At 45.7% G+C, this 24,484-nt stretch carries 22 protein-coding genes and 2 pseudogenes; 8 read left to right on the top strand and 16 right to left on the bottom strand.

Going from position 1 to position 24,484, the window contains the following annotated elements:
* The first annotated feature begins 192 nt into the window (after positions 1-192).
* The 4 genes from DW835_RS11305 (at position 193) to DW835_RS11290 (ending at position 3,603) form a co-directional block, all read left to right on the top strand.
* A complete protein-coding gene (locus DW835_RS11305) occupies positions 193-411 on the top strand; it encodes a cation transporter (protein ID WP_117467562.1) in 219 nt (72 codons plus the stop codon).
* Positions 412-435: 24 nt separating this feature from the next.
* Positions 436-2,307 carry a heavy metal translocating P-type ATPase gene (locus DW835_RS11300; protein WP_117467564.1) on the top strand — a complete coding sequence of 624 codons (1,872 nt, stop codon included), beginning with the start codon at positions 436-438 and terminating at the stop codon, positions 2,305-2,307.
* 63 nt (positions 2,308-2,370) lie between these two features.
* Positions 2,371-3,099: a hypothetical protein gene (locus DW835_RS11295; protein ID WP_118669622.1), complete on the top strand. Its 729-nt coding sequence runs from the start codon at positions 2,371-2,373 to the stop codon at positions 3,097-3,099.
* A 267-nt stretch (positions 3,100-3,366) separates the two neighbouring features.
* Positions 3,367-3,603 (top strand): Lrp/AsnC ligand binding domain-containing protein, encoded by a 237-nt coding sequence (locus DW835_RS11290; protein WP_117467568.1) that lies wholly within the window; start codon positions 3,367-3,369, stop codon positions 3,601-3,603.
* Here DW835_RS11290 and DW835_RS11285 read toward each other — a convergent pair whose 3' ends face one another.
* On the bottom strand, positions 3,604-5,331 hold the full coding sequence (locus tag DW835_RS11285; RefSeq protein WP_118669621.1) for a S8 family peptidase: 1,728 nt from the start codon (positions 5,329-5,331) through the stop codon (positions 3,604-3,606).
* Positions 5,332-5,443: 112 nt separating this feature from the next.
* Here DW835_RS11285 and DW835_RS11280 point away from each other — a divergent pair, with 112 nt between their 5' ends.
* Together DW835_RS11280 and guaA are read left to right on the top strand one after the other, a co-directional pair.
* The gene (locus tag DW835_RS11280; protein WP_243037143.1) at positions 5,444-6,403 is read left to right on the top strand and encodes a polysaccharide deacetylase family protein; all 960 of its coding nucleotides are present in this window, start codon (positions 5,444-5,446) and stop codon (positions 6,401-6,403) included.
* 63 nt (positions 6,404-6,466) lie between these two features.
* Complete coding sequence (gene guaA / locus DW835_RS11275; protein WP_117467572.1) at positions 6,467-8,011, top strand: glutamine-hydrolyzing GMP synthase; 1,545 nt, start codon at positions 6,467-6,469, stop codon at positions 8,009-8,011.
* An 80-nt stretch (positions 8,012-8,091) separates the two neighbouring features.
* On the opposite strand, the gene DW835_RS11270 is transcribed toward guaA, so the two are convergent.
* From DW835_RS11270 to DW835_RS11250, 4 genes are all read right to left on the bottom strand, one after another.
* Positions 8,092-9,276, bottom strand: a complete 1,185-nt coding sequence (locus DW835_RS11270) for a site-specific integrase (RefSeq protein ID WP_118731132.1) — start codon at positions 9,274-9,276, stop codon at positions 8,092-8,094.
* 36 nt (positions 9,277-9,312) lie between these two features.
* Positions 9,313-9,507, bottom strand: a complete 195-nt coding sequence (locus DW835_RS11265) for a DUF3173 domain-containing protein (protein WP_011861908.1) — start codon at positions 9,505-9,507, stop codon at positions 9,313-9,315.
* Between the two features lie 574 nt (positions 9,508-10,081).
* The gene (locus DW835_RS11255; RefSeq protein ID WP_009009556.1) at positions 10,082-10,321 is read right to left on the bottom strand and encodes a helix-turn-helix domain-containing protein; all 240 of its coding nucleotides are present in this window, start codon (positions 10,319-10,321) and stop codon (positions 10,082-10,084) included.
* Positions 10,318-10,737, bottom strand: coding sequence for a sigma factor-like helix-turn-helix DNA-binding protein (locus DW835_RS11250; RefSeq protein WP_020994407.1), 420 nt, complete (start codon positions 10,735-10,737; stop codon positions 10,318-10,320). Before DW835_RS11250 ends, DW835_RS11255 begins: the two co-directional genes overlap by 4 nt.
* A gap of 600 nt (positions 10,738-11,337) precedes the next feature.
* On the opposite strand from DW835_RS11250, the gene DW835_RS11245 reads away from it, so the two are divergent.
* A complete protein-coding gene (locus DW835_RS11245; protein ID WP_009009558.1) occupies positions 11,338-11,694 on the top strand; it encodes a helix-turn-helix domain-containing protein in 357 nt (118 codons plus the stop codon).
* 32 nt (positions 11,695-11,726) lie between these two features.
* On the opposite strand, the gene DW835_RS11240 is transcribed toward DW835_RS11245, so the two are convergent.
* Positions 11,727-12,422: a transposase gene (locus tag DW835_RS11240; RefSeq protein WP_011861910.1), complete on the bottom strand. Its 696-nt coding sequence runs from the start codon at positions 12,420-12,422 to the stop codon at positions 11,727-11,729.
* Positions 12,423-12,601: 179 nt separating this feature from the next.
* Here DW835_RS11240 and DW835_RS11235 point away from each other — a divergent pair, with 179 nt between their 5' ends.
* Positions 12,602-13,162 (top strand): TetR/AcrR family transcriptional regulator, encoded by a 561-nt coding sequence (locus tag DW835_RS11235; protein WP_020994406.1) that lies wholly within the window; start codon positions 12,602-12,604, stop codon positions 13,160-13,162.
* A gap of 75 nt (positions 13,163-13,237) precedes the next feature.
* Here the strand turns inward: DW835_RS11235 and DW835_RS11230 are convergent, their stop codons facing one another.
* From DW835_RS11230 to DW835_RS11185, 10 genes and pseudogenes are all read right to left on the bottom strand, one after another.
* Complete coding sequence (locus DW835_RS11230) at positions 13,238-14,146, bottom strand: conjugal transfer protein (RefSeq protein WP_118731131.1); 909 nt, start codon at positions 14,144-14,146, stop codon at positions 13,238-13,240.
* Between the two features lie 16 nt (positions 14,147-14,162).
* Complete coding sequence (locus DW835_RS11225; RefSeq protein WP_118731130.1) at positions 14,163-15,167, bottom strand: bifunctional lysozyme/C40 family peptidase; 1,005 nt, start codon at positions 15,165-15,167, stop codon at positions 14,163-14,165.
* Positions 15,164-17,455, bottom strand: a complete 2,292-nt coding sequence (locus DW835_RS11220) for a YtxH domain-containing protein (RefSeq protein WP_243037142.1) — start codon at positions 17,453-17,455, stop codon at positions 15,164-15,166. Before DW835_RS11220 ends, DW835_RS11225 begins: the two co-directional genes overlap by 4 nt.
* Positions 17,456-17,529: 74 nt before the next feature.
* A pseudogene (locus DW835_RS11215) lies at positions 17,530-18,471 on the bottom strand (ATP-binding protein); the annotation flags it as partial.
* A gap of 112 nt (positions 18,472-18,583) precedes the next feature.
* On the bottom strand, positions 18,584-20,410 hold the full coding sequence (gene ltrA / locus DW835_RS11210; RefSeq protein ID WP_002298631.1) for a group II intron reverse transcriptase/maturase: 1,827 nt from the start codon (positions 20,408-20,410) through the stop codon (positions 18,584-18,586).
* A 744-nt stretch (positions 20,411-21,154) separates the two neighbouring features.
* Positions 21,155-22,660, bottom strand: a pseudogene (locus DW835_RS11205) (ATP-binding protein); the annotation flags it as partial.
* A complete protein-coding gene (locus DW835_RS11200; protein WP_118731128.1) occupies positions 22,644-23,036 on the bottom strand; it encodes a conjugal transfer protein in 393 nt (130 codons plus the stop codon). The pseudogene DW835_RS11205 and the gene DW835_RS11200, both read right to left, overlap by 17 nt.
* A 90-nt stretch (positions 23,037-23,126) precedes the next feature.
* Entirely contained in the window at positions 23,127-23,624 is a 498-nt protein-coding gene (locus DW835_RS11195; RefSeq protein WP_118731127.1) for an antirestriction protein ArdA, read from the bottom strand.
* Positions 23,625-23,639: 15 nt separating this feature from the next.
* On the bottom strand, positions 23,640-24,134 hold the full coding sequence (locus DW835_RS11190; protein ID WP_118731136.1) for an antirestriction protein ArdA: 495 nt from the start codon (positions 24,132-24,134) through the stop codon (positions 23,640-23,642).
* 127 nt (positions 24,135-24,261) lie between these two features.
* The gene (locus DW835_RS11185; RefSeq protein ID WP_002570387.1) at positions 24,262-24,483 is read right to left on the bottom strand and encodes a hypothetical protein; all 222 of its coding nucleotides are present in this window, start codon (positions 24,481-24,483) and stop codon (positions 24,262-24,264) included.
* Between the last annotated feature and the right edge of the window lies 1 nt (position 24,484).

Below are 24,484 nucleotides of genomic sequence, written 5' to 3'. Positions count from 1 at the left end.
CCCTGCCAAGGGCTACGGGATTATTTCACTAACTCTCAATTTACAAAACATTTAAAAACAGTATTGACTTTTTCCAGGCATATGGTAATATAAACATATGAACAGTGGTTCATATGAATGAATATTAAAACTAAATGCAAATCATTAGCAACTAAACAAAAAATGCGAATGGAGAAAGAGGAGGATATTACCATGAAGAAAACTTACAAGATCGAAGTAGACTGTGCAGCTTGTGCTCTGAAGATGGAGGATGCAGCAAAGAAGGTAGAGGGTGTTACCGATGCAACCGTCAGCTTCATGACCCAGAAGATGAAGGTGGAATTTGCCGATGGCAGCGATGAGAAGGCCGTTATGGAGAACGTGGTAAAAGCCTGCAAGAGAGTAGAGGATGACTGCGAGATCTATTTATAGGATGCTCTCGGAAAAGAGGAAGCTATGACTAAGAAACAGAAAAAAGTACTGGTCCGCATCATTGTGGCGGCAGTACTGTTAATTATTTTGCATTTTGTACCTCTGGAAGGGATCTGGCTGGGACTGCTGTACCTGATTCCTTATGCGGTGATCGGCTATGATATTCTCAGAAAAGCCGTTCTGGGCATTATGCACGGTGAAGTGTTTGATGAGAATTTCCTGATGGCGGTAGCTACCGTAGGTGCCATGGGACTGGGAGAGTATTCCGAAGGCGTGGCCGTTATGCTGTTCTACCAGATCGGTGAACTGTTCCAGGCGGTAGCTGTGGGCAAGAGCCGTCAGAACATCAGCGCCCTGATGGATATCCGCCCGGATTATGCCAACATTGAGGCAGAGGACGGCAGCTTAGAGCAGGTAGATCCCGATGATGTAGAGATCGGAACCGTGATTGTGGTACGTCCCGGTGAAAAGGTTCCTATCGATGGTGTGGTAGTGGAAGGTACATCCACACTGAATACCAGTGCCCTGACCGGTGAAAGCGTCCCCAGAGAGATCACAGTGGATCAGGATGTGATCAGCGGCTGTGTGAACCTGACCGGATTACTTAAGATCCGTACCACCAAGGAATTTGGAGAATCCACCGTATCCAAGATTCTGGATCTGGTAGAGAATTCCAGTATGAAGAAGTCCAAGTCTGAGAACTTTATTACGAAGTTCGCAAGATATTATACCCCGGCAGTCTGCTACAGTGCTCTGGCACTGGCCATCCTGCCTCCTGTGATCAACCTGATCATGGGCAATCCGGCAGCCTGGAGCACGTGGATCATTCGTGCCCTGACTTTCCTGGTAATCAGCTGCCCTTGTGCACTGGTCATTTCCATTCCCCTTTCTTTCTTCGGAGGAATCGGAGCAGCAAGTGCCTGTGGTATTCTGGTGAAGGGGTCCAATTATCTGGAAGCGCTGTCTGAGACCAAATATGTGGTATTTGACAAGACCGGTACCCTGACCAAGGGTGTATTCGATGTGACGGGTATTTACCCCGGCAGGGATTTCACAGAGGATGAACTGCTTGAGTATGCTGCATATGCGGAGAGCTATTCCAACCATCCCATCAGCAAGAGCCTGAAGATTTCTTACGGTAAGGAGCTGGAGGCGTCCAACGTCAGTGATGTGGAAGAAATCAGCGGACACGGCGTTACTGCCAAAGTAAATGGCAAGCAGGTAGCGGCCGGTAATGCGAAACTGATGAAGAGCCTGAATCTGTCCTATACGGAAAATACCGGTGTCGGTACAGTGGTACATGTAGCGGTAGACGGAAAATATGCCGGATACATCCTGATCTCTGATGTGATCAAGGATGGTGCGAAGGAAGCCATTGCATCTCTGAAGAATTCCGGTGTGAAGAAATGCGTTATGCTGACCGGTGACAGCAAAACAGTTGCAGAACATGTGGCCGGTGAGTTAAAATTGGATGAGGTACACAGTGAACTGCTTCCCGCAGACAAGGTAAGCTGCGTGGAGAAGCTGTTGCAGGACAAGAGCGAGAAGGAAAAACTGGCATTCGTGGGTGACGGTATCAACGATGCACCGGTACTTTCCCGTGCGGATATCGGTATCGCCATGGGAGCCCTTGGCTCAGATGCGGCCATTGAGGCAGCGGATGTGGTTCTGATGGATGACAATCCTGCCAAGATCGCTCTGGCTATGCGGATTTCCCGGAAATGTCTGCGCATCGTTTACGAGAACATCGTATTTGCGCTGGCAGTTAAGGCCATCTGCCTGATCCTGGGTGCGCTGGGTATCGCCAACATGTGGGTTGCTATCTTCGCAGACGTAGGAGTTATGGTACTGGCTGTTCTCAATGCCATCAGATGCCTGCGCATTAAAAACAATTAACCGGATGCAGGCAAAATATGCCTGCGTCATGAGATCACCGGTATTCCGGGAGAACAGGTGGACATGCAGACTTTTTTTTCAGAAATTACAGCACTGTGCAGGAACGAACAATTTCTGCACAGTGTGATGGAAAAATATCATTATGATCCGGAAGAATACCCCAATCTGAAGAGGCTGGCAGGTGAGATGATCCCCTGCCTGGAGACAGAAGCGGGATGGCAGGACAGAGAAATCCAAGAGACTTTTCCCGGGAGGGATCAGTCTTTTTTGGCTGTAGGCATTACTCTGGGAAAAGGGATCGATGAACTGCAGGAAAAGTATTTGCAGAACGGATTTCTGACAGAGAGTTATATGATCGAAGTACTGTCCAGTGAATTATTATTAGAAAGCTACCGGGCTTATACAGAGTGGCTGGTTGTGCATCGGGATCTGCATGTTGCCAGACTGCATTTTTTAGGTGGGGAGATTTCTGAGACTTCAGAACAAAAAATAAGCAGTCTGCTGCGGCTGGCGAACCTTCCCATGCTTCTGCAGGAGCTTGCATTGCCGGTTACCTGTAATGCAGCGTATTGTATGATCCCGAAGAAAAGTGTGGTATTTTATGCGGAGCTGACGAAGGATCCTTTTACCAAATGTGCCGGAATCTGTCTGGGATGCGGCAGGAGAGACTGCCCGAACCGCATGGAGGAAAAGGAGAATTTCCCTCTGCGGTTTGCGGACATGACGGACCGTCCGCTGTCCTATGGGTATGCCAGGATTTTTTCAAAAAACGCAGATGAAAATGGAAGATAACGTACAAAACAGAAGCCTCTATTGTCCGAAATATTAAAATTCTGATAAGATTTCACAGGCGACTTGTAAGTATAGAAAGAATATGGTATGATGCAATCACTTTCAAAGAGGAAAGATATCGTGTGTACGGTGTCTTTCCTCTTTTTATGTATACAATGAGTCAAACACGGATTTGTGCCTGCACAGGAGGCTGTATTTGACGAAGATACATCATCAAGCGTTTTTTATTCGGTGATCAAGTAAAAGATTTGAGAAGAGAGGTGGCTTATGGAGGTATTTTTAGAGGTAACGGTACAGCATAAAAAATATCATGCGGGATTTATGGAAAGAATGCGACAGCAACCGGAAGTCACATCCTGCTATCAGGTAGAGGGGGAATATGATTTCCTCGTAAAAGCGGATGTGACCTCGGAAAAGGAACTGGAAAAACTGGAGCGCGGCGTGCGTAAGATTAACGGTGTCTGCAGTGTGCAGCCGGTCTATGCCCTGCAGGAGATCATATAGTCATACCCGGAGCAGGGCATTGAAGGTCTCCTCTAAATTCAGCCTGCCGTAGCCCCATTCCCGGTTGGGGTAGTTCAGACCCTGTGTACGCACGGCACCGCGTATGAAATAACTGCGGATCTCCCGGCTTTCCGCCAGCCGGTTATTGCCTTCAATGACTGACCATTGGAAAAACTGAGCCACAGCTCCGGCAGTGATAGCGGCAGCCATGCTGCTTCCCGTACGGCGTCCGTCAATGGTGGAGATATTGACTCCGGGAGCGGATAAGTCCGGACGGATCTGCCCGGTGCGCCCAAAGCCTCTGCCGGATTCTGCGTAAAAACTGTTGTTTTCCGCGTTGTAAGTAGAAACGCTCAGAACCTCCGGAGCCATCGAGGGCTCCGTAAGTGTCATGTCGGGATCCGGATTGAGAAAATATACCGGAGTAGACAGAAATTCTGTGATAGGCAGCCACATGTGAAAATTGCCGTTATATAAACTACCGGAAGCAGAGACATGAAAGGTCCAGATACCGGGGGTAGGATCCTGGATGCGTACAAGGATCAGTTCTTCACCGGAATTTTCTTCCACAAGAGCAGAGTCGATAGTGACTCTGCTTTTTTCGTAGATAAAGGAATAGGTCACGCTTTGCTGCAACCCAAGGCGCAGTTCGGGAATATTTTCCCCGCCGGGAGTGCGGATGCTCAGATTAAAAGCATCCGGCAGAGCGCCCCAAAGCTCCAGCCAGAATCCGATACAGCCTTCACTGACCCGGATCTCCACATCCCGGGAAGATTCCTCCGGTGTCTGAGCGCTTAATCTTCCACGGTAATGGTGAGAGGCGTTCCCTTCATTTCCACCGCAGACAATGGCGGCACGGCTTCTGCGGACAGCGAGGGAAGAGAGATACCGTGACAGGGAGGAATTGCCCGCATGATCTCCCTGGTTGGTTCCCAGACCCAGACAGATGACTACCGGACGCTCGAAGAGCTGCACGAAGGATTCCGCGTATTTGATGCCCAGCATAATATCATTTTCCTGATAGGCGGGAACACCCTCGGGCACCAGATAAAAGCTTCGTAGATATTGCTTACATTCCTTGAGTTTTACCACAACGATGTCGGCACCCGGTGCAGCACCGATATAAGGATTGCCTTGTCGGACAACACTGCCGGCGGCGACTCCGGCGAGGATACTGCCGTGTCCGTTTTCGTCCCGGGAGGGAACGATGGAATAAGGATCCTCGGAGCGCAGCGCCAGGTTAATATCCTCTCTGCGATATTCAGAACCATATTTAAACCCCTCAGGTGGTATCCCGGTCTGAACCGTCTGATCCCAGATCGCCAGGATACGGCTGTTGCCGTTCTCGTCCAGAAACACAGGATTTCGATAATCAATACCGGTATCAATAAAACACAGGATCACGCCCCGCCCCGTGAGACTTAGGGGCGGACGCTGTACCTGAGTGATCCCACTGGCGATCAGACTTGCCGGATCAAAGGGAGCGGCACCGGGTGGCGTCTCACCGGAGGGAGATAGCTGCATGAGCCCATAAAGCTTCGGCATATTGTGATAGGGGAAAAAATCAATCTTTGGATTGCGGATTCCCAGATTGCCCAGATACAAAATCAAAAAATCTTCTCCGATGCGTTCATAACAATTATTGTCATCTCCCAGAAATTCCGATGCGGAAAAGTCTGTGATAATGTCATAGGTCTCCTCTGACAGGATCATTTCCTTGCAGTCCATGGCGTTGCTCCGAAGAATTCATTTTTATAATATATACAACAGGTGGTCTCTCCGTGCATTTCCGCAGAACTGATCCGTGGCATAAGGGAAAAGCTGTATCACATAGAATATTGTGAATATCAGGAAAAAGAAGGTAGAAATACCGGCAGGGGATCGTACGATGTGGGAACAGTCTATTTTCACAAAAGTATGGGAATTCGGAAAAGATGGAGCGGCAATGGTGAAGAAGCATTGTAAGAACGGGTTGATGCTGTGTGTTTTTTTGCTGGCAATGTTTTTCCTCGGAAGAAGCATTGGGGCCATTGCTTTCGGACTGCATCTTCAGCGGGAGATGAGCATCCGGGAGACGGCGGGGAGTGCATTGGAGAATACGCAGGAGGTACTTTCAGCAGAGAACTGGGGACTGGGATTCGGAACGGAAGGAACGCAGCCCACCGGCACGGCATCTGCGGAAGAACTAAAAGAGTACAATGCCTATTATGTAGGAGATGCGGAGGAGAAAAAGATATATCTCACTTTTGATTGCGGCTATGAGAACGGTAATAGTTCCGCTATATTGGATGCATTGAAAATGCATAATGCACCGGCGACCTTTTTTGTGGTAGGACATTTTCTGGAGTCGGCGCCGGAGATGGTGAAGCGCATGGTGGAGGACGGACATACTGTGGGAAACCATACCTATCATCATTATGACATGTCGAAAATTTCTGATCCGGCGGTTTTCCGGAAGGAAATGGATGACGTGAGAACTCTTTTTCAGGAGACCACCGGAACGGAGATGGCGATGTACTACCGGCCGCCCCAGGGAAAATACAGTGAGACGAATCTGCAGATGGCAAAGGATCTGGGGTATTCCACTTTTTTCTGGAGTCTGGCATATGTGGACTGGAACGTGGATGCCCAGCCCAGCCACGAGGAAGCTTTTTCCAAACTGACAGGCAGGATCCACCCCGGAGCGGTGGTGCTGTTACATAATACCTCGAAGACCAATGGGGAGATTCTGGATGAACTGCTCACAAAATGGGAAGAAATGGGTTATACCTTCGGAAAATTGGAAGAACTGGTGCAGTAGGGTTTGACTTCCCCTGCACCATACCCTATAATAGAGGACAGAAAAATATACTGGAGGACAACCATGGAAAAAGAACTGGTAGTTGTCATTGATTTTGGCGGACAGTACAATCAGCTGGTCGCCAGAAGAGTCAGAGAATGCAATGTATATTGCGAAATCTACTCTTACAAGACAGACTTGAATAAGATAAAAGCGATGAATCCCAAGGGAATCATCCTGACCGGCGGCCCCGCAAGCTGCTATGAACCCGGTGCGGCTACCTGCTCCGAGGATCTGTTTCACTTAGGAGTTCCTGTGCTGGGACTCTGTTACGGCGCACAGCTGATGACCCATGTGCTGGGTGGTAAGGTAGAGCGTGCAGCCGTTCGGGAATACGGTAAGACTGAGGTGAAGGTAGACCGCAGTTCCAAGCTGTTTTCCGATGTATCCGAGAATACGATCTGTTGGATGAGCCATTTCGACTATATCTCCAAGCTGGCTCCCGGCTTCCGTGCCGTGGCCACCACAGCCAACTGCCCCGTGGCAGCAGCAGAGTGTGTAGAGCGCGGACTGTATGCAATCCAGTTCCATCCGGAAGTACTCCACACGGTGGAAGGCTCCAAGATGCTGTATAATTTCGTACGCAACATCTGTGGATGCTGCGGTGACTGGAAGATGGATTCCTTCGTGGAAGAGTCTATTAAGGCAATTCGTGAGAAGGTTGGTAATGGTAAAGTCCTCTGTGCATTGTCCGGTGGTGTGGATTCCTCCGTGGCAGCAGTACTGTTATCCAAGGCAGTCGGCGAGCAGTTGACCTGTGTCTTTGTAGATCACGGCCTGCTCCGTAAGAACGAGGGCGACGAGGTAGAAGCAGTCTTCGGTCCCAACGGTAATTATGACCTGCACTTTATCCGTGTGAATGCGCAGGAGCGTTTCTATAGCAAGCTGGCCGGAGTATCCGAGCCGGAGCATAAGAGAAAGATCATCGGCGAAGAGTTCATCCGCGTTTTCGAGGAAGAGGCGAAGAAGATCGGTGCCGTGGATTTCCTGGTACAGGGAACCATTTATCCCGACGTGGTAGAGAGTGGACTGGGCGGCGAATCCGCAGTGATCAAGTCCCACCACAACGTAGGCGGTCTGCCCGACTATGTAGATTTCAAGGAGATCATCGAGCCTCTGCGCAACCTGTTCAAGGATGAGGTCCGTAAGGTAGGACTGGAGCTTGGTATCCCGGAGCACCTGGTATTCCGTCAGCCGTTCCCCGGTCCCGGACTGGGTATCCGTATCATCGGCGAAGTAACCGCCGAGAAGGTCAAGATCGTACAGGATGCAGATGCCATCTACCGCGAGGAGATCGCCAACGCAGGTCTGGACCGCGAGATCAACCAGTACTTCGCAGCCCTGACCAATATGAGATCCGTAGGCGTTATGGGTGATGAGAGAACCTATGATTACGCCATCGCACTGAGAGCCGTGAAGACGATCGACTTCATGACCGCAGAGAGTGCACAGATCCCTTATGAAGTACTGCAGAAGGTGACCAGCAGGATCATCAATGAGGTGAGCCATGTGAATCGGGTAATGTATGATATTACCAGTAAGCCGCCCGGAACGATTGAGTTTGAATAGTTGGAGCAGAGCTTCAAAGCCTTTATTTTCAAGGGTTTTGAGGCTCTTTCCTTTTAGAATTGCATTTTGATTGCATTTTTTTATTCAACTGCTCTGTGATAGATTGCTGTATGCTGATTGCTGGTGTAATCGGCAACACTGGTTGTTGCCGGAGTATAGGTGAGAACGCCAGTTAATTTTTTGGCAACTTCCACGTTGGTGTTGGGATATAAATGTCCATAGGTTCCTAACGTGGTCTGTATCTTTTCATGCCCCAGACGTTCTTTAATCAATAAAGGATTTTCTCCCATACTGATGAGCAGGGAAGCATGGGAATGTCTGAGTGCATGAATTTTGATACGGTGTACGCCTGCCAATCCAGCAAGTTTTTCTAAAGCCCGTGGGAGGGTGTGCTTACTGGTGGGAATCCCATTATAGCTTAGTACAAGGTCACAGCCCTTTAAAACCTTTTGCTGTACTTCCTGCCATGCTTTTAATTCTTTAATGGTATCTGTGTCAATATAGATAGTGCGAATACTGGCTTGTGTCTTTGGTTCCACAAATTTGTATTCGTCCATTGTTTTATAGTACAGCGTTTTCGTTATACTTAAAAGTCCGGTTTCAAAGTTGATGTCCGACCATTGCAGGGCTGCGGCTTCTCCGATTCTCATTCCAGTCATAAACAGGAGCCAGTATGAAATGAAAAGGTAATGTTCGTAATAATCGCCCTTGTAGAGCAGGGAAATTACCTTTTGAAATTCATCCAGTGTCCAAAAATCCACTTTTGTTTTCTTGCTCTTGATGTTTCCTATCATTCGTGACGGATTTTTCTTTGCAAGACCGAGAACAACTGCTCTGTCAAAGGCGATGGAGAGCATACCCTGTACAATACGGATATAGTTTGGACTAAATTCTTTTGCGAGTTCAAGCTGCCAGTTCTGGACGTTAATGGCTTCTATCTCATCCACCGTCATTTTGTAAAAGTATGAAAAATGCTTCTGAATGGTAGAACGGCGGTTCAGATAGGTACTTTCCTTTACCTGTGTTTTATACCAAGGTAGATAAGTTTCTTCAATGAACTGTTGAAAGGATAGCTGCTGTTTCTTTTCTGTCAAATCCTCTGTGGATGTCAGCATAAGCTTTGAATATGCTTCTCTGGCTTCCTTTTTTGTCTTGAATCCGCTTTTGTATTTCTGAATCTGTTTTCCGGTAATCGGATGAAAACCTAAGTTTGCTCTAAAATAATAAGTTCCGTTTTCTGCTTTCTTAATAGGGTCTTTTGCCATGATTTCACTCCTTACATAAATGTGCAAGAAGTACAATCAGTTTGATTTATCAGTAAAAGTAATCCCTAGCAATTCTTCCACAGCTTCTCTGGGAACCCTGTCCAGTTTGCGTGACTGATAGTAGGTATGCCCTTTTGAAATCATAAGTTTTTTTGCTTCTCTTATGATGTCTGCTGCGAATGAAGTCCCATAACCCAGTTCTATTAAGTCTTTTTTTGTTACTGTAATCATGTTCCTCCTTTCCATAGACCAGATATGGAACCCTCAATATCTGTCTATATTATATCAGATTTTATGGCAAAAGTAATATTAAGATTGTATTTCCTGCGAATAGTTATTTGATTTTGAATGAAAAATTCTAATTCAAAATAGTATATAAGCAAGCCGAGCAGCTTTCGCTAAAGCTCATGGGAATCTCACCCCTGCATGGTTCTCATCCAGCCGTACCCTTTGCCAGCGGTGCTACATCATCACACGGACTAAGGCTGTACGGAAGTATCATTATCACGATAGAAAGGTCATGGCGGCAGCTTTTGCGGTAAGCTGCTTATGGAACGCTGGCAGGAATCGCTATCCGGTTTCATCCCTCCTTTGGTGGGTTACGGCGTGCCAGCCCAACGGCTCTCTTTCTATCGAAACGTATTCGGCTGCTTTATGCTGCGTTGATTAGACGCTTTCTTTTTCAAGGAACAATCCGGCTTTGTCAGCCTGTTAAAATGCACTGGTGATAATGCACTTTAATAGACTGGCAAGCTCTGTCTGGGAAGCATGGGTTTGTCCACGCTTCCACAGGCGAGCGTTATTTCTAGTTTGGTTCCCTGATTTCAAAAGATAAAATCTTTGCAATCAGACGTGTTTCCATCCGGCGGCGTAGGGTTTCATCTACAACCATGTGGGTATTTCCATATTCGTCTTTCATGGGACGCATGGAACGGCTGGCAATAAAACCGCTGTAATGGCGTACAATCTGGTTGACTGCTTCAATATCGCCGTCCGTAGCTCTTACAATCACAGGAAACGGAATCATAGGGTGCTTTGCTGTCATGCTTCGTCCTCCATAAATTTTTTGATAAATTCCAGTCCGGCGTGTCTTCTTCTCTGGATGGTAGAACGGTTGACTTCCAGAATTTTTGAGATTTCCGTATCGTCAAATCCAAGAAAATAATATCGCAGGATAACGTCACGTTTCTTTCCGTCCAGACTTTCTAATGCTTCGGCTAACAGGCTGTTTTCAATGCGGACAGTAAATCCATCCATTTCAAAAGTATGGAAGTGGGATGGATAGGTGTCTTCGGAAGAAAACAGATTGACGGTGTAATCGTCCATATCACAGAACAGGGTTTCCCGTTTACACTGTCTGGACAACGCTTTGAGATAGTCTTTGCGTTCATCCTCCATAGCGACTTTACAGATATAATCAAACTGGTTCTCTATGGTTGTCTGAAATTCAGATGGCTTCATCATTGTTCACCCCCTTTCCAGCCTTGAAAGGGAGCGAGTTGATAGGAATTTCTGCTTCTTTCCCCCTTTTCGCTCTTAGTCCCGACAGGACAGGGGGTGCAGTTGCGTTTTGAAAAGAAAAATTTAAAAACTTTTTCTTCCAACTAAAAAAGCACGCAAACAGACGATATTTCTGTTTGTGTGCTTTGATAGTTCTTTCTATGTATTCTGAAAAACCACATTGAGGGTCAGAATTTTCTAGTGTAGGTAGATGGCTTTTTTTAACGGTTTACCGAATGTAGATATATTTAAGAAAATATTTTGCATAGCGGCTTCCTCCTGTAAGCCGCCGGAGCCTAAAAAAAGCTGACTTTAATACAACCTCCATATATTCTGGAAAAAAGAAAGACGGCGGCTTTTGTCAAACCGTCGTCTGGAAAGATTTATGAGATTTTGACGCAAGAAAAGTGTACTGCCAAATAACGGTTTTTTTTATTTCCGTTTCAGCAGCATAGTTTTATCTTTGATACGCATAATAGGAACTGTACAACTATACAATACGTTTTTCTATACCTGTCACTATTATAACAGGAACAGTAAAATGTATGGAGGTGGTGTATTATGCGTAAAAAAGAAGATAAATATGATTTCAGGGCGTTGGGGCTTGCCATAAAAGAAGCCCGTAAAAAACAGGGTTTGACCCGTGAACAGGTGGGAGCAATGATTGAGATTGACCCACGCTATTTAACCAACATTGAGAATAAAGGGCAGCACCCAAGTTTACAGGTGCTTTACGACCTTGTATCTCTGCTGAATGTATCAGTGGATGAGTTTTTCTTGCCTGCCAGCAGTCAGGTGAAAAGCACCAAACGTAGGCAGTTAGAAAACAAAATAGACAATTTCACAGACGCTGACCTTGTTATTATGGAAAGCGTTGCAGATGGTATTGTCAAATCTAAGGAAGTGGGGGAAATGTAAATCCTCCACTTTTGTTTATAATTGCAGTGATATTAGAATTGATACTCTGCAATATTTTTGAAATCATTGTTCAACACATAATATACCTTATTTTTAGCAACGGAATATATAAAAGAAACTCTGGTTGCCCAAAGTCCTTCCTGACGTACTGACCTAAGTACATCAAAGGCGTTGGAAATAGAGAAGTTTTCTCCATATCCTTGCAGTAAATCCTTTGCCTTTTCATATCTGTTATCCCCAGATAAAACATATGGATTAGTCAATTCTGGTTTTAAAATGGAGTAATTTGTTATTAAGGAATATTTTTCTTTTTCCAAGCGATACCCAATCCCCGGTTCAATAATGAGAACACGCCCATTTCTATCCGAAAACATAGCCTGCATAGTAGTGTCAGGTGCATAAGTAATTTTCTTTTTTTTCACTATTTCCAATGAATCGTCAAAAGAGAGATTGCCTTTTATAAAGTTTTCTGTCAAATCAGCTATTGTATAGCATGATTCATTACTGCAAAATTGTGCATTGTCATTTCCATGTACATACAACAATGTGCCAACATTCCCATTTCTATTGATTCCGTGAAAAGAGTGGTACTTATTATCGGACATTTTTATCCCTATAAAAAAACGGTCTTTTTCGGCAATTACAGTATGTTCCCATTCAGAAAGGTCAATATCAAAATTGAACCCAACAATGGTTTCTTTTCCATTATACACAAATCTTGTACACATATTTGTATTTCCTTTCGTAAACTAATTCGAATAACATAAAAACTAATTACATTAGTAATTTTAAATATTATAAGACTGTTTGTCAATACAAGAGTTCATTTTTTTTAACCAAATTATTGACTTCATTAATTTGATTACTTAAAATGAAGTAAATGATGTATAGAAAGAGGAAAATGAATATGCGAGTTACAAAAGCCGAAGTTATAAAAACTGCTTCTGATATGGCTGATAGAAATGGACTTCATAATGTTTCTTTGAAAGCTATTGCTGAAAATTTAGGGATTCGTACCCCCTCCTTATATAATCATATAGGAAGTTTGGATGAACTTCTTAGGGAGATAGCACATAGTGGTATGCGTACTATGAATGAAAAAATGATTCGTGCAGCAATCGGTAAGACAGGGGATTCAGCATTAAAATTAGTGGCAGTTGAATATCTTAATTATATGATTGAACATCCCGGTGTTTATGAAATAATTCAATGGGCTAGTTGGAATGGAACAGAGGAAACAGCAATCATTTTTAATGATTATCTATCTTTACTTAAAACACTTATTTGCTCATGTGGCTTTAATCCAGATAAGACCACTGAAATTTTGAACATGGTAACAGGTATGCTTCATGGTTATACAACTTTACAATTAAGATATGCTTTTTCTAATCCTGATAAAGTAAGAAAAGAATTATCCGAAGCAATTGACACACTACTATTGGGAGCTAATCAAAAATATAAAGACTAATGATAAATTTTAAAAAGAAATACTTTATAAGAGAAACGTGCAAATCTCAAATGAGAAATGCACGTTTTTCTATAACTATTTCACAATCTTCCAGTTTTCCCCGTTCTTTTCCAGCACAAGGTCAAACTGCGATACCTGTGTTGTCATGGTCTGGTTATCCAGATATTTCACTGCAAGGGAAGCTGTCACCTGATTTCCGTTTCGATTGTAAACTGGATTCACCAGTTCCGAGAAAATGTATTCTTTCCCCACAGGTTTCAGTACGCCCTCATTCACATAATAGGTCAGCTCCTTTGCGGTTGCCGTAGGGTACAGCTTGAAAAAAGTGGTGAGAAATTCGTTGATTTCCTCTGTGGTGATGGAATCCACCGTACCGTCACTTTGTACCGCTTTGGGAGTGTAACCGGATTTTAGGGGAACACTGGTAATGGTTGGATTCTGGATAATCGTCAGGTTTCCAGAGCCGTCCACATAGACGGTCACCTGATAAGCGGAACGGACAGTTTTACCGGATTCTCCCTCTGTGATATGCTGTTCCACCGTATAGGTCACTTGATAATGCTGCTCCTTTTCTTCTGTGATTTCCCATATCTGAAAATCAGTCAGGGCAGACGATACTGGGATGTCTTTTCGGACAGTATCTACATTCAGGGCTTGCAGCTCTCCGGTGAGATAGCCTTTTAAAGCATTTGTCCGGTTATCAATGGAAGCGGCGGACTGTTCCCATGAATAGTAGACTTCTGCGAAATTCTTCACAAAATTCTCTATCTTGTGAGTGTCGAGGATTTGTTCCTCAATTACTTTGGTTTCATGGACAGTATGAATGTCTATCGCCGTGAAATTCTTATAGACGGCAAACAGGAAGCTCACCGCCAGCAGCACCCACAGGGCAATCACAGTTTTTTTGTGGGTATTGACTTTGTAAACTTTCAGTTTCTTTTCTTTCTGCTTTTTCTGGTGTTCCTCTTTTCTAATCTGAATCATATCGGTTCATCCTTTCTTATTTTTTGATTCGTCCGGCTCCGGCAAGGTGCTGTTGCCAGTAGGAGCCTGTCAGGTCTGCATAACCAATGGGATTTCCGGCATGGTACATCTGGTTATTTCCCACATACAGTCCCACATGGGTGATGTAGGTTCCGGCGTTGTAGGTAGAGTGGAAAAAGACCAAATCCCCTGCTTTTGCTTCGGACAGGGGGATGTGCTGCGTTACATTGTACTGTTCCTGTGCTGTCCGTGGCAGGGCGATTCCTGCCTTGCCATAGCACCACTGCACCAGTCCCGAACAGTCAAAGGAAGTGGAGGGAGAATCACCCCCGTACACATACGTCCATCCCTCATACTTTAAGGCTTCCTCCATGATAGCCTGCACCGTTTCATCATCAAACTGTGCCACGGTCAGGTATTGCGATACCAAGAGGACATAGAACATATTTCCGTAGGAATACCGCCAGCCTCCGTTTTTCTCTACCGCAATAGGGTTGGTGTAGGTGACTTTCTTTCCGCCGGATTTGCCCCTTGCGAAGCTCTCTGCCAGTTCAAAAGTGTATTTTTTCCCACGCCCTGCCACATAGTCTAGGAAGCCGCCGCCGTAGTTGTAGGACTGAATCACACTGTTTAAGTCACAGCCCTTTGTTTCTGCCGCTGCGAGCAGTTCCGAGAAATATTTGCAGCCCTGTTTGATGGATTCCTCTGTACTAAGGGAGTTTGGGGGAAGCCCCAGAGATTCCGAGGACTGCATAACGTCTTCCAGTGTGCCGCCGGATTCCACCTGAATGATGGCGAGCAGCACATTTAAGTATTCCTCTATGCCATATTCCCTTGCATACTTTTCCAGCATAGGTTTATGGGCGAGGACTTCCTGTGATACGCTCACGCCCCCAAAGATAAGATTTCCGCCGCTTCCTCCGTCTTCCTCATCCGAGAAGACAATCACCACCAAAAGGAGCAGGGAGAACATCATCACGAACACGCCGGAACAGGCAAAGAAAAGGTGTCTTAATTTCATGGTTTCTCCCCTTTCTTTTGTTTGGCAGCCGCTTTTACCGTTTTTGTCCACTCCTTTCTGGCGGTGGTACGCCGGATGGTAAAGTTTGATTCTTTTACCGCAGGGGCAGCCCGTTTTCTTTCCGGTATCACAGGAGCCGTATCATTCTGGACAGGTCTTGCCGGACGGGGAGTAGCCTGTGTGATAGTGGGAGCCGTCTTTTGTCTTTCATTTGGCTGGGATAGGGAAGCAGATGGGACTATCTGGCGTTCTGTCCTTACAGGCGGCGTTTGTTCATGGTGGATGGAAACAGCTTTTACCACCGGAACCGAAGCCTGTTCTGCCACAGTTTCCCCATAAGGAACCTGTCCCCGTTCCCTGATGGATAGGGAAGCAGGCTGCATGGCTGGTTTTACTGCATGATGTCGGAAATCTTCTGGCTGCTTTGCAGTAACAGGGCGTTCATGGACAGGAGCTGCCCCTTTGGGTGCTTCGGAAGCTTTCTGTTGCGGCTGTTTTGCCTGTTCCAGTTCCGCCCTGCGTTCTGCAATGGTATGTCTGCGGCTTTCTGCCTGTGCGTTTCGCTGTTCCGCTCTGGCAGTTCGGGTCTGGGTCATGCTGGAAGTAAAATCCCGTACTCCCTCTGATACCTGTGTTTTCCCGTGGTAAAGGGCGTACTTTGCATTGACGGGCAAATCCTTTGCCTGCTCCCGAAGCTGTCCGGCGGTATCACTTATCTTATCTTTGGTATCTGCCACCGTACCTACCGCAGAGCCAGCCCGTTTCCATACGGATTCTTTTTCCGGTGCTGCCTGTCCGTCTGGTCTGCTGTGGTCTGCCTGTGTGCGTTTGGAAGAGCCGAAGTGGGAAGCATTTCTATGGTCTGAGCCAGCCTGTTTTCCTGCGTGGTATGCAGCCGTTCCAGTTCCAAAAGCCGCCACAGAACGTCCTAGCTTATGCTGTAAACGGTGCATATGGGCGTGCATGAGCATACGGGGTCTTCGCATGATACGGCTCCCCATGCTTTGGGAATCCCCACTCTGTAAGGAGAACATCCCCATCAAATCTCCCAGCTTGAAATAAATTCCGGCAAAAGTCACTATCTGCAAGAACGCCGTCAGGAAGAACGGATATTCCCCAGACAGGTTGTAGAGCATGGTGGAAATACTGAACGCTACCGTGATAATCAGGGTGATTCCGGCTCTGGTAAGGATGGTATTGAACAGTTTTGTAATGGCACGTTTGGACATCCCCTCAAAAGAGGGAATCATGCTGAGGAGGAAGCTCACAGGCAGGAACATGGCATAAATGATAAAAAGAACCTGTGAGAAAATCATTATCCCTGTGAGCAGGAATACAAAAACGGAGATACCGATATTGAACATGAACAGGAAGAAGACGGTTCCCAAGCGGTTGATGGTCTTTGTGATGGTAAGGTTGGTATTTTCTTTGTCTTCGATTTCCTCCACCACGATTTCTTCTCTGTCCTGTCCGTTGTTTTCGTCTGGACTGGTTGAAAGCAGGCGTTCCACACGGTCTGCTCCAATGCTTTCCATATCTGAATTGCCGTATTGCAGCAGGAGCCACGGCTGCTTGACTTGTATGGAAAACAGGCTGTCCCGTATCAAATCCACGCTGTCTTTTCCCTGGCTTTCCGAGTTCGGCAGCACAATCTTTGTACCAAGGGTCAGGCTGGCATTGCTGATGTCTGCGGAAAATTCATTGATTTTCCCGATATAATCAGGAGCATAGGCGATAAAGGCAGCGGACAGCACGAACACCACCACGAAATTGACAACGGCATGGATGGCTTTTGTGGTTTCCCGTTTGATAAGCCCTGTGTAGGCAACGTAAATCCCCACCACCAGAATGAGAATCAGCAGGAACCCGATATAAAATCCCTCCGAGGACAAGCCGCCTGTGGTAACGCCTGCAAGGGTCTGCATATTTTTCCCAATGGAATCCGCCGTAGAGGAAATGAAGTCCAGCGAGTAGGCTTCCTGAATCAGATACCCCGTGGCGTTGGAAAGGTACAGGCTGATTGTCCAGATAAAATTTGTGATGGCATACAGCCCGTACATCACCTGTTTTCCGATACCGTCCAGCCAGTTCCACGGGAGCCAGTCCCATCCGCTGTCCACATAAAAATCAAGCTGGTAGTTGTCCAGAGGATATTTGCTGTATTCGTTGGCAGCGTCCACCGTATCATCCACCAGTCCGGCAGCGTGGGCGGCTGTGCCGAAGACTGCAAGCAGCAGGAGGATGAGCAGGAGTGCCAGAAGCACCCTGCCAATCACTTTTCCTGCCATCTTCCAAGACAAGCCCTTTTTTGTGTGATGAGGAACTGGGAATTGCTGCCCGTTGGAAGTTCTATGTATCACCATCATTCCACCTCTTTTCTAACAGGCGGTCTGGTGTCAAAGGCATGGAACAGGTCTTCAAAGATAGGATGGAACTGTATTACTCCCACACGCCCGTACAAATCGCTGATAAGGCACTGCCCGTTTTCCAAGTCACGGAGCCGCTTCTGGTTGTTTTCATCTTCGGAATCCACCCCGAAAAAGGCGAGGGTCTTCTTGATTTCGTTGATGTCCGTAGAACGGAACGCAAACTTTAAGCCCAGATTGTTTTTCAGCTTTTCATCCAGCAAATCGTCCGTGTTCTGTGTCACAAAGTAAACGCCTGCGTTCATGGCACGTCCGGCACGAACCAGCTTCATAGAAAGGGTCTTGCCCTGTGCCACCTGTAAGAAGCTCCATGCTTCATCCAAATCCACAATTTTAAACACGCTGCGGTCTGTATGGATGAAGTCGAGGGCAAAGGTACTGATTACAATGAGCATTGCCACGGAAAGCAACTCCATTGTGGTGTATTCTTCAAACGAGGTTTCCTTATCCGGCAGCACCAAATCCGCCACCTGAATGATGTTGAGCTGCTTTTCAAGGCTGATGGACTGTGTGACATCCCCATCCGAAAAGAGCAGGTGTGCAAAGTCATAGTCCGTAAAGGATTCGATATGGTCGGCTATGCTGGTACTGATGGCGGTTCCCTCCGCCCGTAGTTCCTCAATCACCTTGAAAAGCCCCCGTTCCTCACTGTTTGTTACCGCACGAATGGCTTTCCGAAGAACAGGGAATTTCTCCCCGTCACGGCTGGAAATGCCCGTTAAAAAAGTCAGGATGTCGATTGCCAGTGATTCGGAATCCTTTGGGTTCTCCATAATCACATAGGGGTCGAGTAAACCCCTGTTCTGTTCCTCCGAGGTCAGGTTTACGATATTGATTTCATGGGCGATTTCCGGCAGGGTTTCTTTCCAGCGTCCCCGTTATAGCGATAGGTAACTTTTTGATGTTATCTCCAAGTTTTCCCCCGCTTCACACCGTACATGAAACTTTCGCTTCATACGGCGTTCCATCATATCCAAATAGATTTATAAGTTATTTCCCAGTTATTGTCTGGTATCCGTAATTCGTCCGTATTCTGTTCAGTTTTTTCTTCTGCTGACTATTAAGAACATAACCTTTTAACAGTGATTTTGCTTCGTCTGCTGATTCTGTTAGGATTGCCTTTGCAATGGGAATTTCCACAAATGCCAGATTAGAATATCTGTCAAGGTTATCTCCTTTGTCTGATTTGTGAATACATATCAGAGTGGACGGAGTTCCTCGACGATTCATTACATAGCAGTTGCCTTGTTGTGCGATATATGCCGAAATACGATTGTCGTTAAACTCTACGCTATCGGCAGGGTTTTCATTTTCCAACAACGCTCGGATTTCTTCTTTTGTTACAACTACAACGTCCTCATGCACCTTGTTTCTCCCTTGCTTTGTAAAATTACAAATATCTTGCGAGAAATTCATAGGATTTTTGTGTTGTACTCCTTGAATCGGCAATAGCGGATTATCCGCAATCATCACTATTTTTGTTTTTGGTCTGATTCCTTTTGTCCTGCTCTGAAATTCTGAACTTGTACTTTCAAATGGAACTGATTTTGCAATGTTCCTTAAACGGATTCGTATGGTCGGTAAGAGAGCGTAACTTACTTCTGTCAGGTTGTTATATACGTTAGTTGCTATGCAGTAGTAATTCTGCATACCGATAACTGTCAGATTATATCTGCTGATATTGAAGCCAGTCGTATGTCTGGCTATATCTTTTACCTTTAACTTTAGATTTGTTTTCGCTTTCTTTAATGCTTTTTGGTTCATATCTGTTTTGGCAACATAACCGTGTTTCGTTCTTCCTTTTGGAATGACTTTGATTTTGAACCCCAGAAAATCTGATGAATTTTTCTTCAGATTTACTACCTTTGATTTCTCTGGACTGATTTCTAATTTCAGCCTTTTATTAAGAAAATCTACGGTACTGTGGTAAAATCTTTGTGCTTCTCCATAGGTTGAACACATGATTTTAAAATCATCAGCGTAACGTACAATAAAACCGCTTTTCAGTTTGGTATATTTCTTTGCGTATTGAAGCCACCCATTTTTACTGCGGTTCTTCGGCTGGAATGTTTCCCACTGACTGCTTACCCACCAGTCTAATTCATTAAGGACTATGAGGGAGAGCAGTGGACTTAACAGACCGCCTTGTGGCGTTCCTTTTTCTGGGACACCCTCGCCGTCAATTTCGGCTTTCAGCATTTTGCTGATAATGCAAATCAATCTTTTATCCCGAATACCAAGTGTCCAGATTTGTTTTAATAGTTTTCCATGATTGACATTATCGAAAAATCCTTTAATGTCTACGTCAACACAGTAATGATATTTTGATAAATTTATCAGTGTCGTTACTCTGCTGACTGCATGGTGGGCACTTCGATTCGCACGGAATCCATAGGAATGATTATGGAACTTTGGTTCGCATATCGGCTCTAGGACTTGCAGGATACATTGTTGTACCAGCCTGTCCCAGATACACGGAATCCCCAATGGACGCATTTTATCGCTCCCAGCTTTTGGAATGAAAACACGTCTGACTGATTTGGGGCGGTAGTTGCTAAGGCTTTCCCGAACGGTAGCAACAATCTCAGCATTGCTGAGTTGTTTTATATCGTCTATCGTCATTCCATCCGTTCCAGCCGTTTTACTGCCACTGTTTGATTTCAGATTACGGTAAGCTAAACAAATATTTTGTTCCGAACCAATAATTTCAAGTAACTTATAAAAGTTATTACCGTTCTTGCTCTGTGCGTATAACTCGTCATAAATATGTTGCATATCATAATACTCGTTATAGCGGAGCTTGTTTTTCTTTAGCATGGTCTGTACCCTCCTTGTTTGCAGGAGCAAGTACATCTCTTAGTCTTACTCGAACCCATACCATTTTTCTTAGTAATTCTATTCTTCATATGACTAGTGGCTATCCCTCCACCGCTTGTTATCACGGTTTCATAGGTACTGTGCCACCACTCTCACTGACATTAACACACCTTATATCATTGCTAATCTCACAATAACTTTCTGATGTGAACACTTCACAGACAGTAAAATCTCCATGTTGTCAGCTTTCAACGTTCCAAACACACTATCTGTACATATATCCTTAGGTTTCCTCTATAAGCCTGCTACCTTGATAACGCCTTTAACGTTATATGGATTTTCATAAATGCGGAGTCTTACTCACCCACAGTAGCGACACTGTTTGTGTCACTGGACATTTCTATCCAGCCCCGATATAGACCTGTACATTCAAGGATTCGTCAGTAGACCTCTCATCTACATTCTAACCATAGATATTTTATAGACTTCCGGCATATAGGACACAACGCCCACCTCTGGGAATCTTTCGTCAGCATTATCTGTTACGGTGTCTGTCTGCCGACTTCACCGAGCTTCTGACAGAGCCTTGTTTACTCAAGTTTCTGCCAGTCGGAGTATTAAAGTAGCCTTTCAGGGCGTTACCCCGTCATTCGACTATTCGTGTGTTTAGTTCTCCAACACACATTAAATATTGATTTAATGAAGTGCTGTGCCTACTCTTTTCAAGTAGGAACGTTTCGCACCCGCTTTCGGGTCAACAATGAGTGCCTGTGCTCCAAATAATACGGAATAATAGACAATCATGTTGTTGCTGAATGATTTTCCACCGCCGAGGGAGCCTACAAAAGCGGCAGCAAGGGCGTTGGTGACGGAGCCTTTTACCCCTTGACTGGCAAGGGCAGGCTTTAAGTACACGTTTCTTCCTGTATCAAGGCTGTACCCGATATAAATACCCTCCGGTTCCCCTAACATCTGGGTTGCCCCGAAGCCAAGACCAGCGAGGAAGTCGCTGGTGACATACTGGATGTAATCGTTCAGATACCGTTTGCTGGCAGGGAAAAATTCCCCATGCAGCCCCAGCATATCCCCAAAGGGGCGAACCAGCTTCACGTTCAAATCGTCATAAAAATCTTTCACCTCATTGCAGCGGCGTTTCAGTTCTTCCAAGTCGGGAGCCGTCACACGCACTACGTAGGATAGTTTGTACATGGATTCCTTGCTCTGGTCTAAGGTGGATTCCAGCTCATTTACGCTGTCTAAAGCGTCCACCACGTTTGTACTGGTTTCACTGTCATTCTGCCATGCGTGGTTGTCCAAATCTTTCAGCTCTTTTTTCTTGTTCCGCACCGTGGAGAGGGCTTTCCGGTTTGTCATAATCTCCACATTCATAGAGGTATCAATGGGAAAAGTGAATTGCTGCTGTTGATAGTAAAAGATTTCCGAGGATGGGAAGTCCAGTTCCCCCACAATGCTGTTGATGGTGAAGTAGGCGGCATAAACCGTCCCGTCTTCCTGTTCGATTTTCAGATACCGCTGGTTTTCCTCTATCAGACAACGGGTGGGTTTGATGAGGTCATAGTATTTCACCAGCGTTTCCTCCTGAAACCGCTTTTTCGGCAGGTAATACTCATAATCTTCGTAGGCGGTTCCGGTCTGCCCGTATAAATGCTCAATCAGATAGCCAAAATCGTCCTTGTTAAGCCGCCGGACTTTGAAGCGGCGTGAGATTTTATTCTCTAACAGTTTTTCCATCTTCTGAAACCGCCAGATTTCTTCATTGCTCATGGAAACAAAATCCCCCATGAGTTTGTGGTTGACTTCATGGAGGAAATCGGAAACGGCGGTCTTTGCTTCCCTGCGGAACTGTTTCATGGTGACTTCCTGCTCATTGACAAGCAGCTTAAAGCCGATAAAAAAGCGATAGTCCACCTGATTTTCCCCTATCATGGAAATCAGGGCTTCGGTCTGTGCGTCAATCTTTGCACAGGCAACATCCTTTAACTTGCCCGTCACTTCCTGTTTGGAGCGTTCCTGTGCTGCCTGTATGCTGGATTCGGTGCTGATTTGCAGGGCGTGAATCTTCCCGTCCCTGTTCTGGGCGATAAGCTGCCGGAACGAATCGTGTACCTGATATTTCTGTTCGGGGCTTAAAAAGGAATAGTTGTAGGGAAGCAGCTCATAGTAAGCAAAGCACTCCCCGTCATGGTTGAACACAAGGTTATTTTCGATATACTTAATCGGATATGCCATAAATATCACTCCTTACTGCCGTGATGGGCTGTGCCGGATATTCCTTTTCCAGCTTCACGGGCTTTCCTGCATAGGTCAGTTTCGGGCGTACCAGATATGCCAGTACGGATTTCAGGAAGCCGTAAGGCTTCTTCCCGTCAAAGGTCTTCTGGTACATGAACCAAGTGAGGGCAAAGGGTATGCCGAAATATTTTAAAAATGCCCCGTCAATGAACGAAAGGGGAGGGAGGTTCCCCAAGAGCATCACTGCAAACACCGATACCACGAACCATGCCATCTGTGTGAACGTGATGGGGAATGGCAGCTTAAAATCATTGATGGAATAGAGTACCTTTTCCACCGACCAGATACTGGTATAGCTTCGTATTTTCTTCATAGTGTCTGTCCTTTCTAAAAGATGGGGCAGCAAAAGCCGCCCCTGAATAAAAAAATCCGCCTGTATTTCCTGAAAGAGATACAGACGGGGCTACCGTAAGATTTCATATACGCCGTGGTTCGTGATAACAAAGGTTCCCTCCAATTCCATGTCACGCCCATAGGCTGCATAGTCGATATAGTTTTGTAAGTGTGCCGGAAGTTCGCCAAGCTGTCCGCTTTCTTCCAGATAGTAGCGAGCCACATCCGCCATATCATCACAGCCGGAATGGCAGAGAATATCATCTTCATGCTCACAGAGTTCTTCAATACTGCCAAAGTAGGATTGCAGCTCTGATAGTTCCTCCTGAATGTATTCCGGTAAGTCCTCCACCATTTCACACAGGCGGTTGATTTCCTCAATGGGGGTATATTCGTCAATCTCAAAGGGCAGCTCATAGTCATGGATGGCGTATTCCTCATATTCATCATTCAAACCGATACGTTCTTTGACTTCCTCAAAGTCTACAGGCGGCGTGAACCATGCCCCTACCAGTTCGCCCTCATTGTATTTGCCTAAGTTGGCAATGTAAATCCGCATTTCTTCCAAGTTACTCACCTCCTTTTAGCGGTAATAAAAGATACCATTGTCCGTAAACAGGTAGTTTTCGCTGGTTTCCAGTTCCCGACCAATGGAAGCGTAGTCGATATGGTTCAACAGGTCTGGATGCACTTCTCCAAATAGCTGTACCTCCTGCACCAGATAACGGGCGAGGGATTCTCCGTCCTGCACCGGATAGCAGTGTATCTGGTCTTTGTGGTCGATAAATTCCGTAAAGCTGGGAAACCACCGCTTTTGTACCACATCCATTTCATAATAGAGGGGCGTTCCCTGCATTTCCTGTATCATCCGGCAAAGGGCGTTGATTTCCCAGAGTCTTGTGTTTCCCTCCAATGGAAACGGCAGCTCATAGTCTTCAATTTCGATTTCTTCCTCACTCTGAACTCCAAGACGTTCCCTGATTTCTTCAAAATCCACAGGACAGGAAAACCATGCTCCAGGATATTCCTCAAAATCTTCATGGTAAAACCTTGTGGTGTTCAGGATGTAGATTTTCATTTCCTCAATCAGTATCACGTCCTTTCTCTGTCAGGTTTTTGGGGAGTTACGCTCCCCAAGCCCCTAGTGGACTTCCGCCATGAAGCAATCAGAGCTTGCTCCATAACGGAAGTGTAAAATGGGTTCCCTATGCACCGATAATCTTATTGAACAGTTCCAGTAAGATGTCCTTTACACCGTCTGCATTGAAGACCAGACCGACCGCTACAAGGGACACCACCAGAAAGCCGATAAGTTTGGAAAATTCCCTCTTAAATCCAAGGTACAGTCCAATCACCACGATTGCCAGCAGTACAAGGGACTGGGCGTTGGATAAAAACCAGTTGTAAAGATTCTGTCCGAAATTCATA

The sequence above is a fragment of the Clostridium sp. AM34-9AC genome (assembly GCF_003480225.1).
Classification (GTDB): domain Bacteria; phylum Bacillota; class Clostridia; order Lachnospirales; family Lachnospiraceae; genus Acetatifactor; species Acetatifactor acetigignens.
Note: the sequence above shows the minus strand (reverse complement) of the source record. Positions and strands in the feature narration are given on the sequence as shown.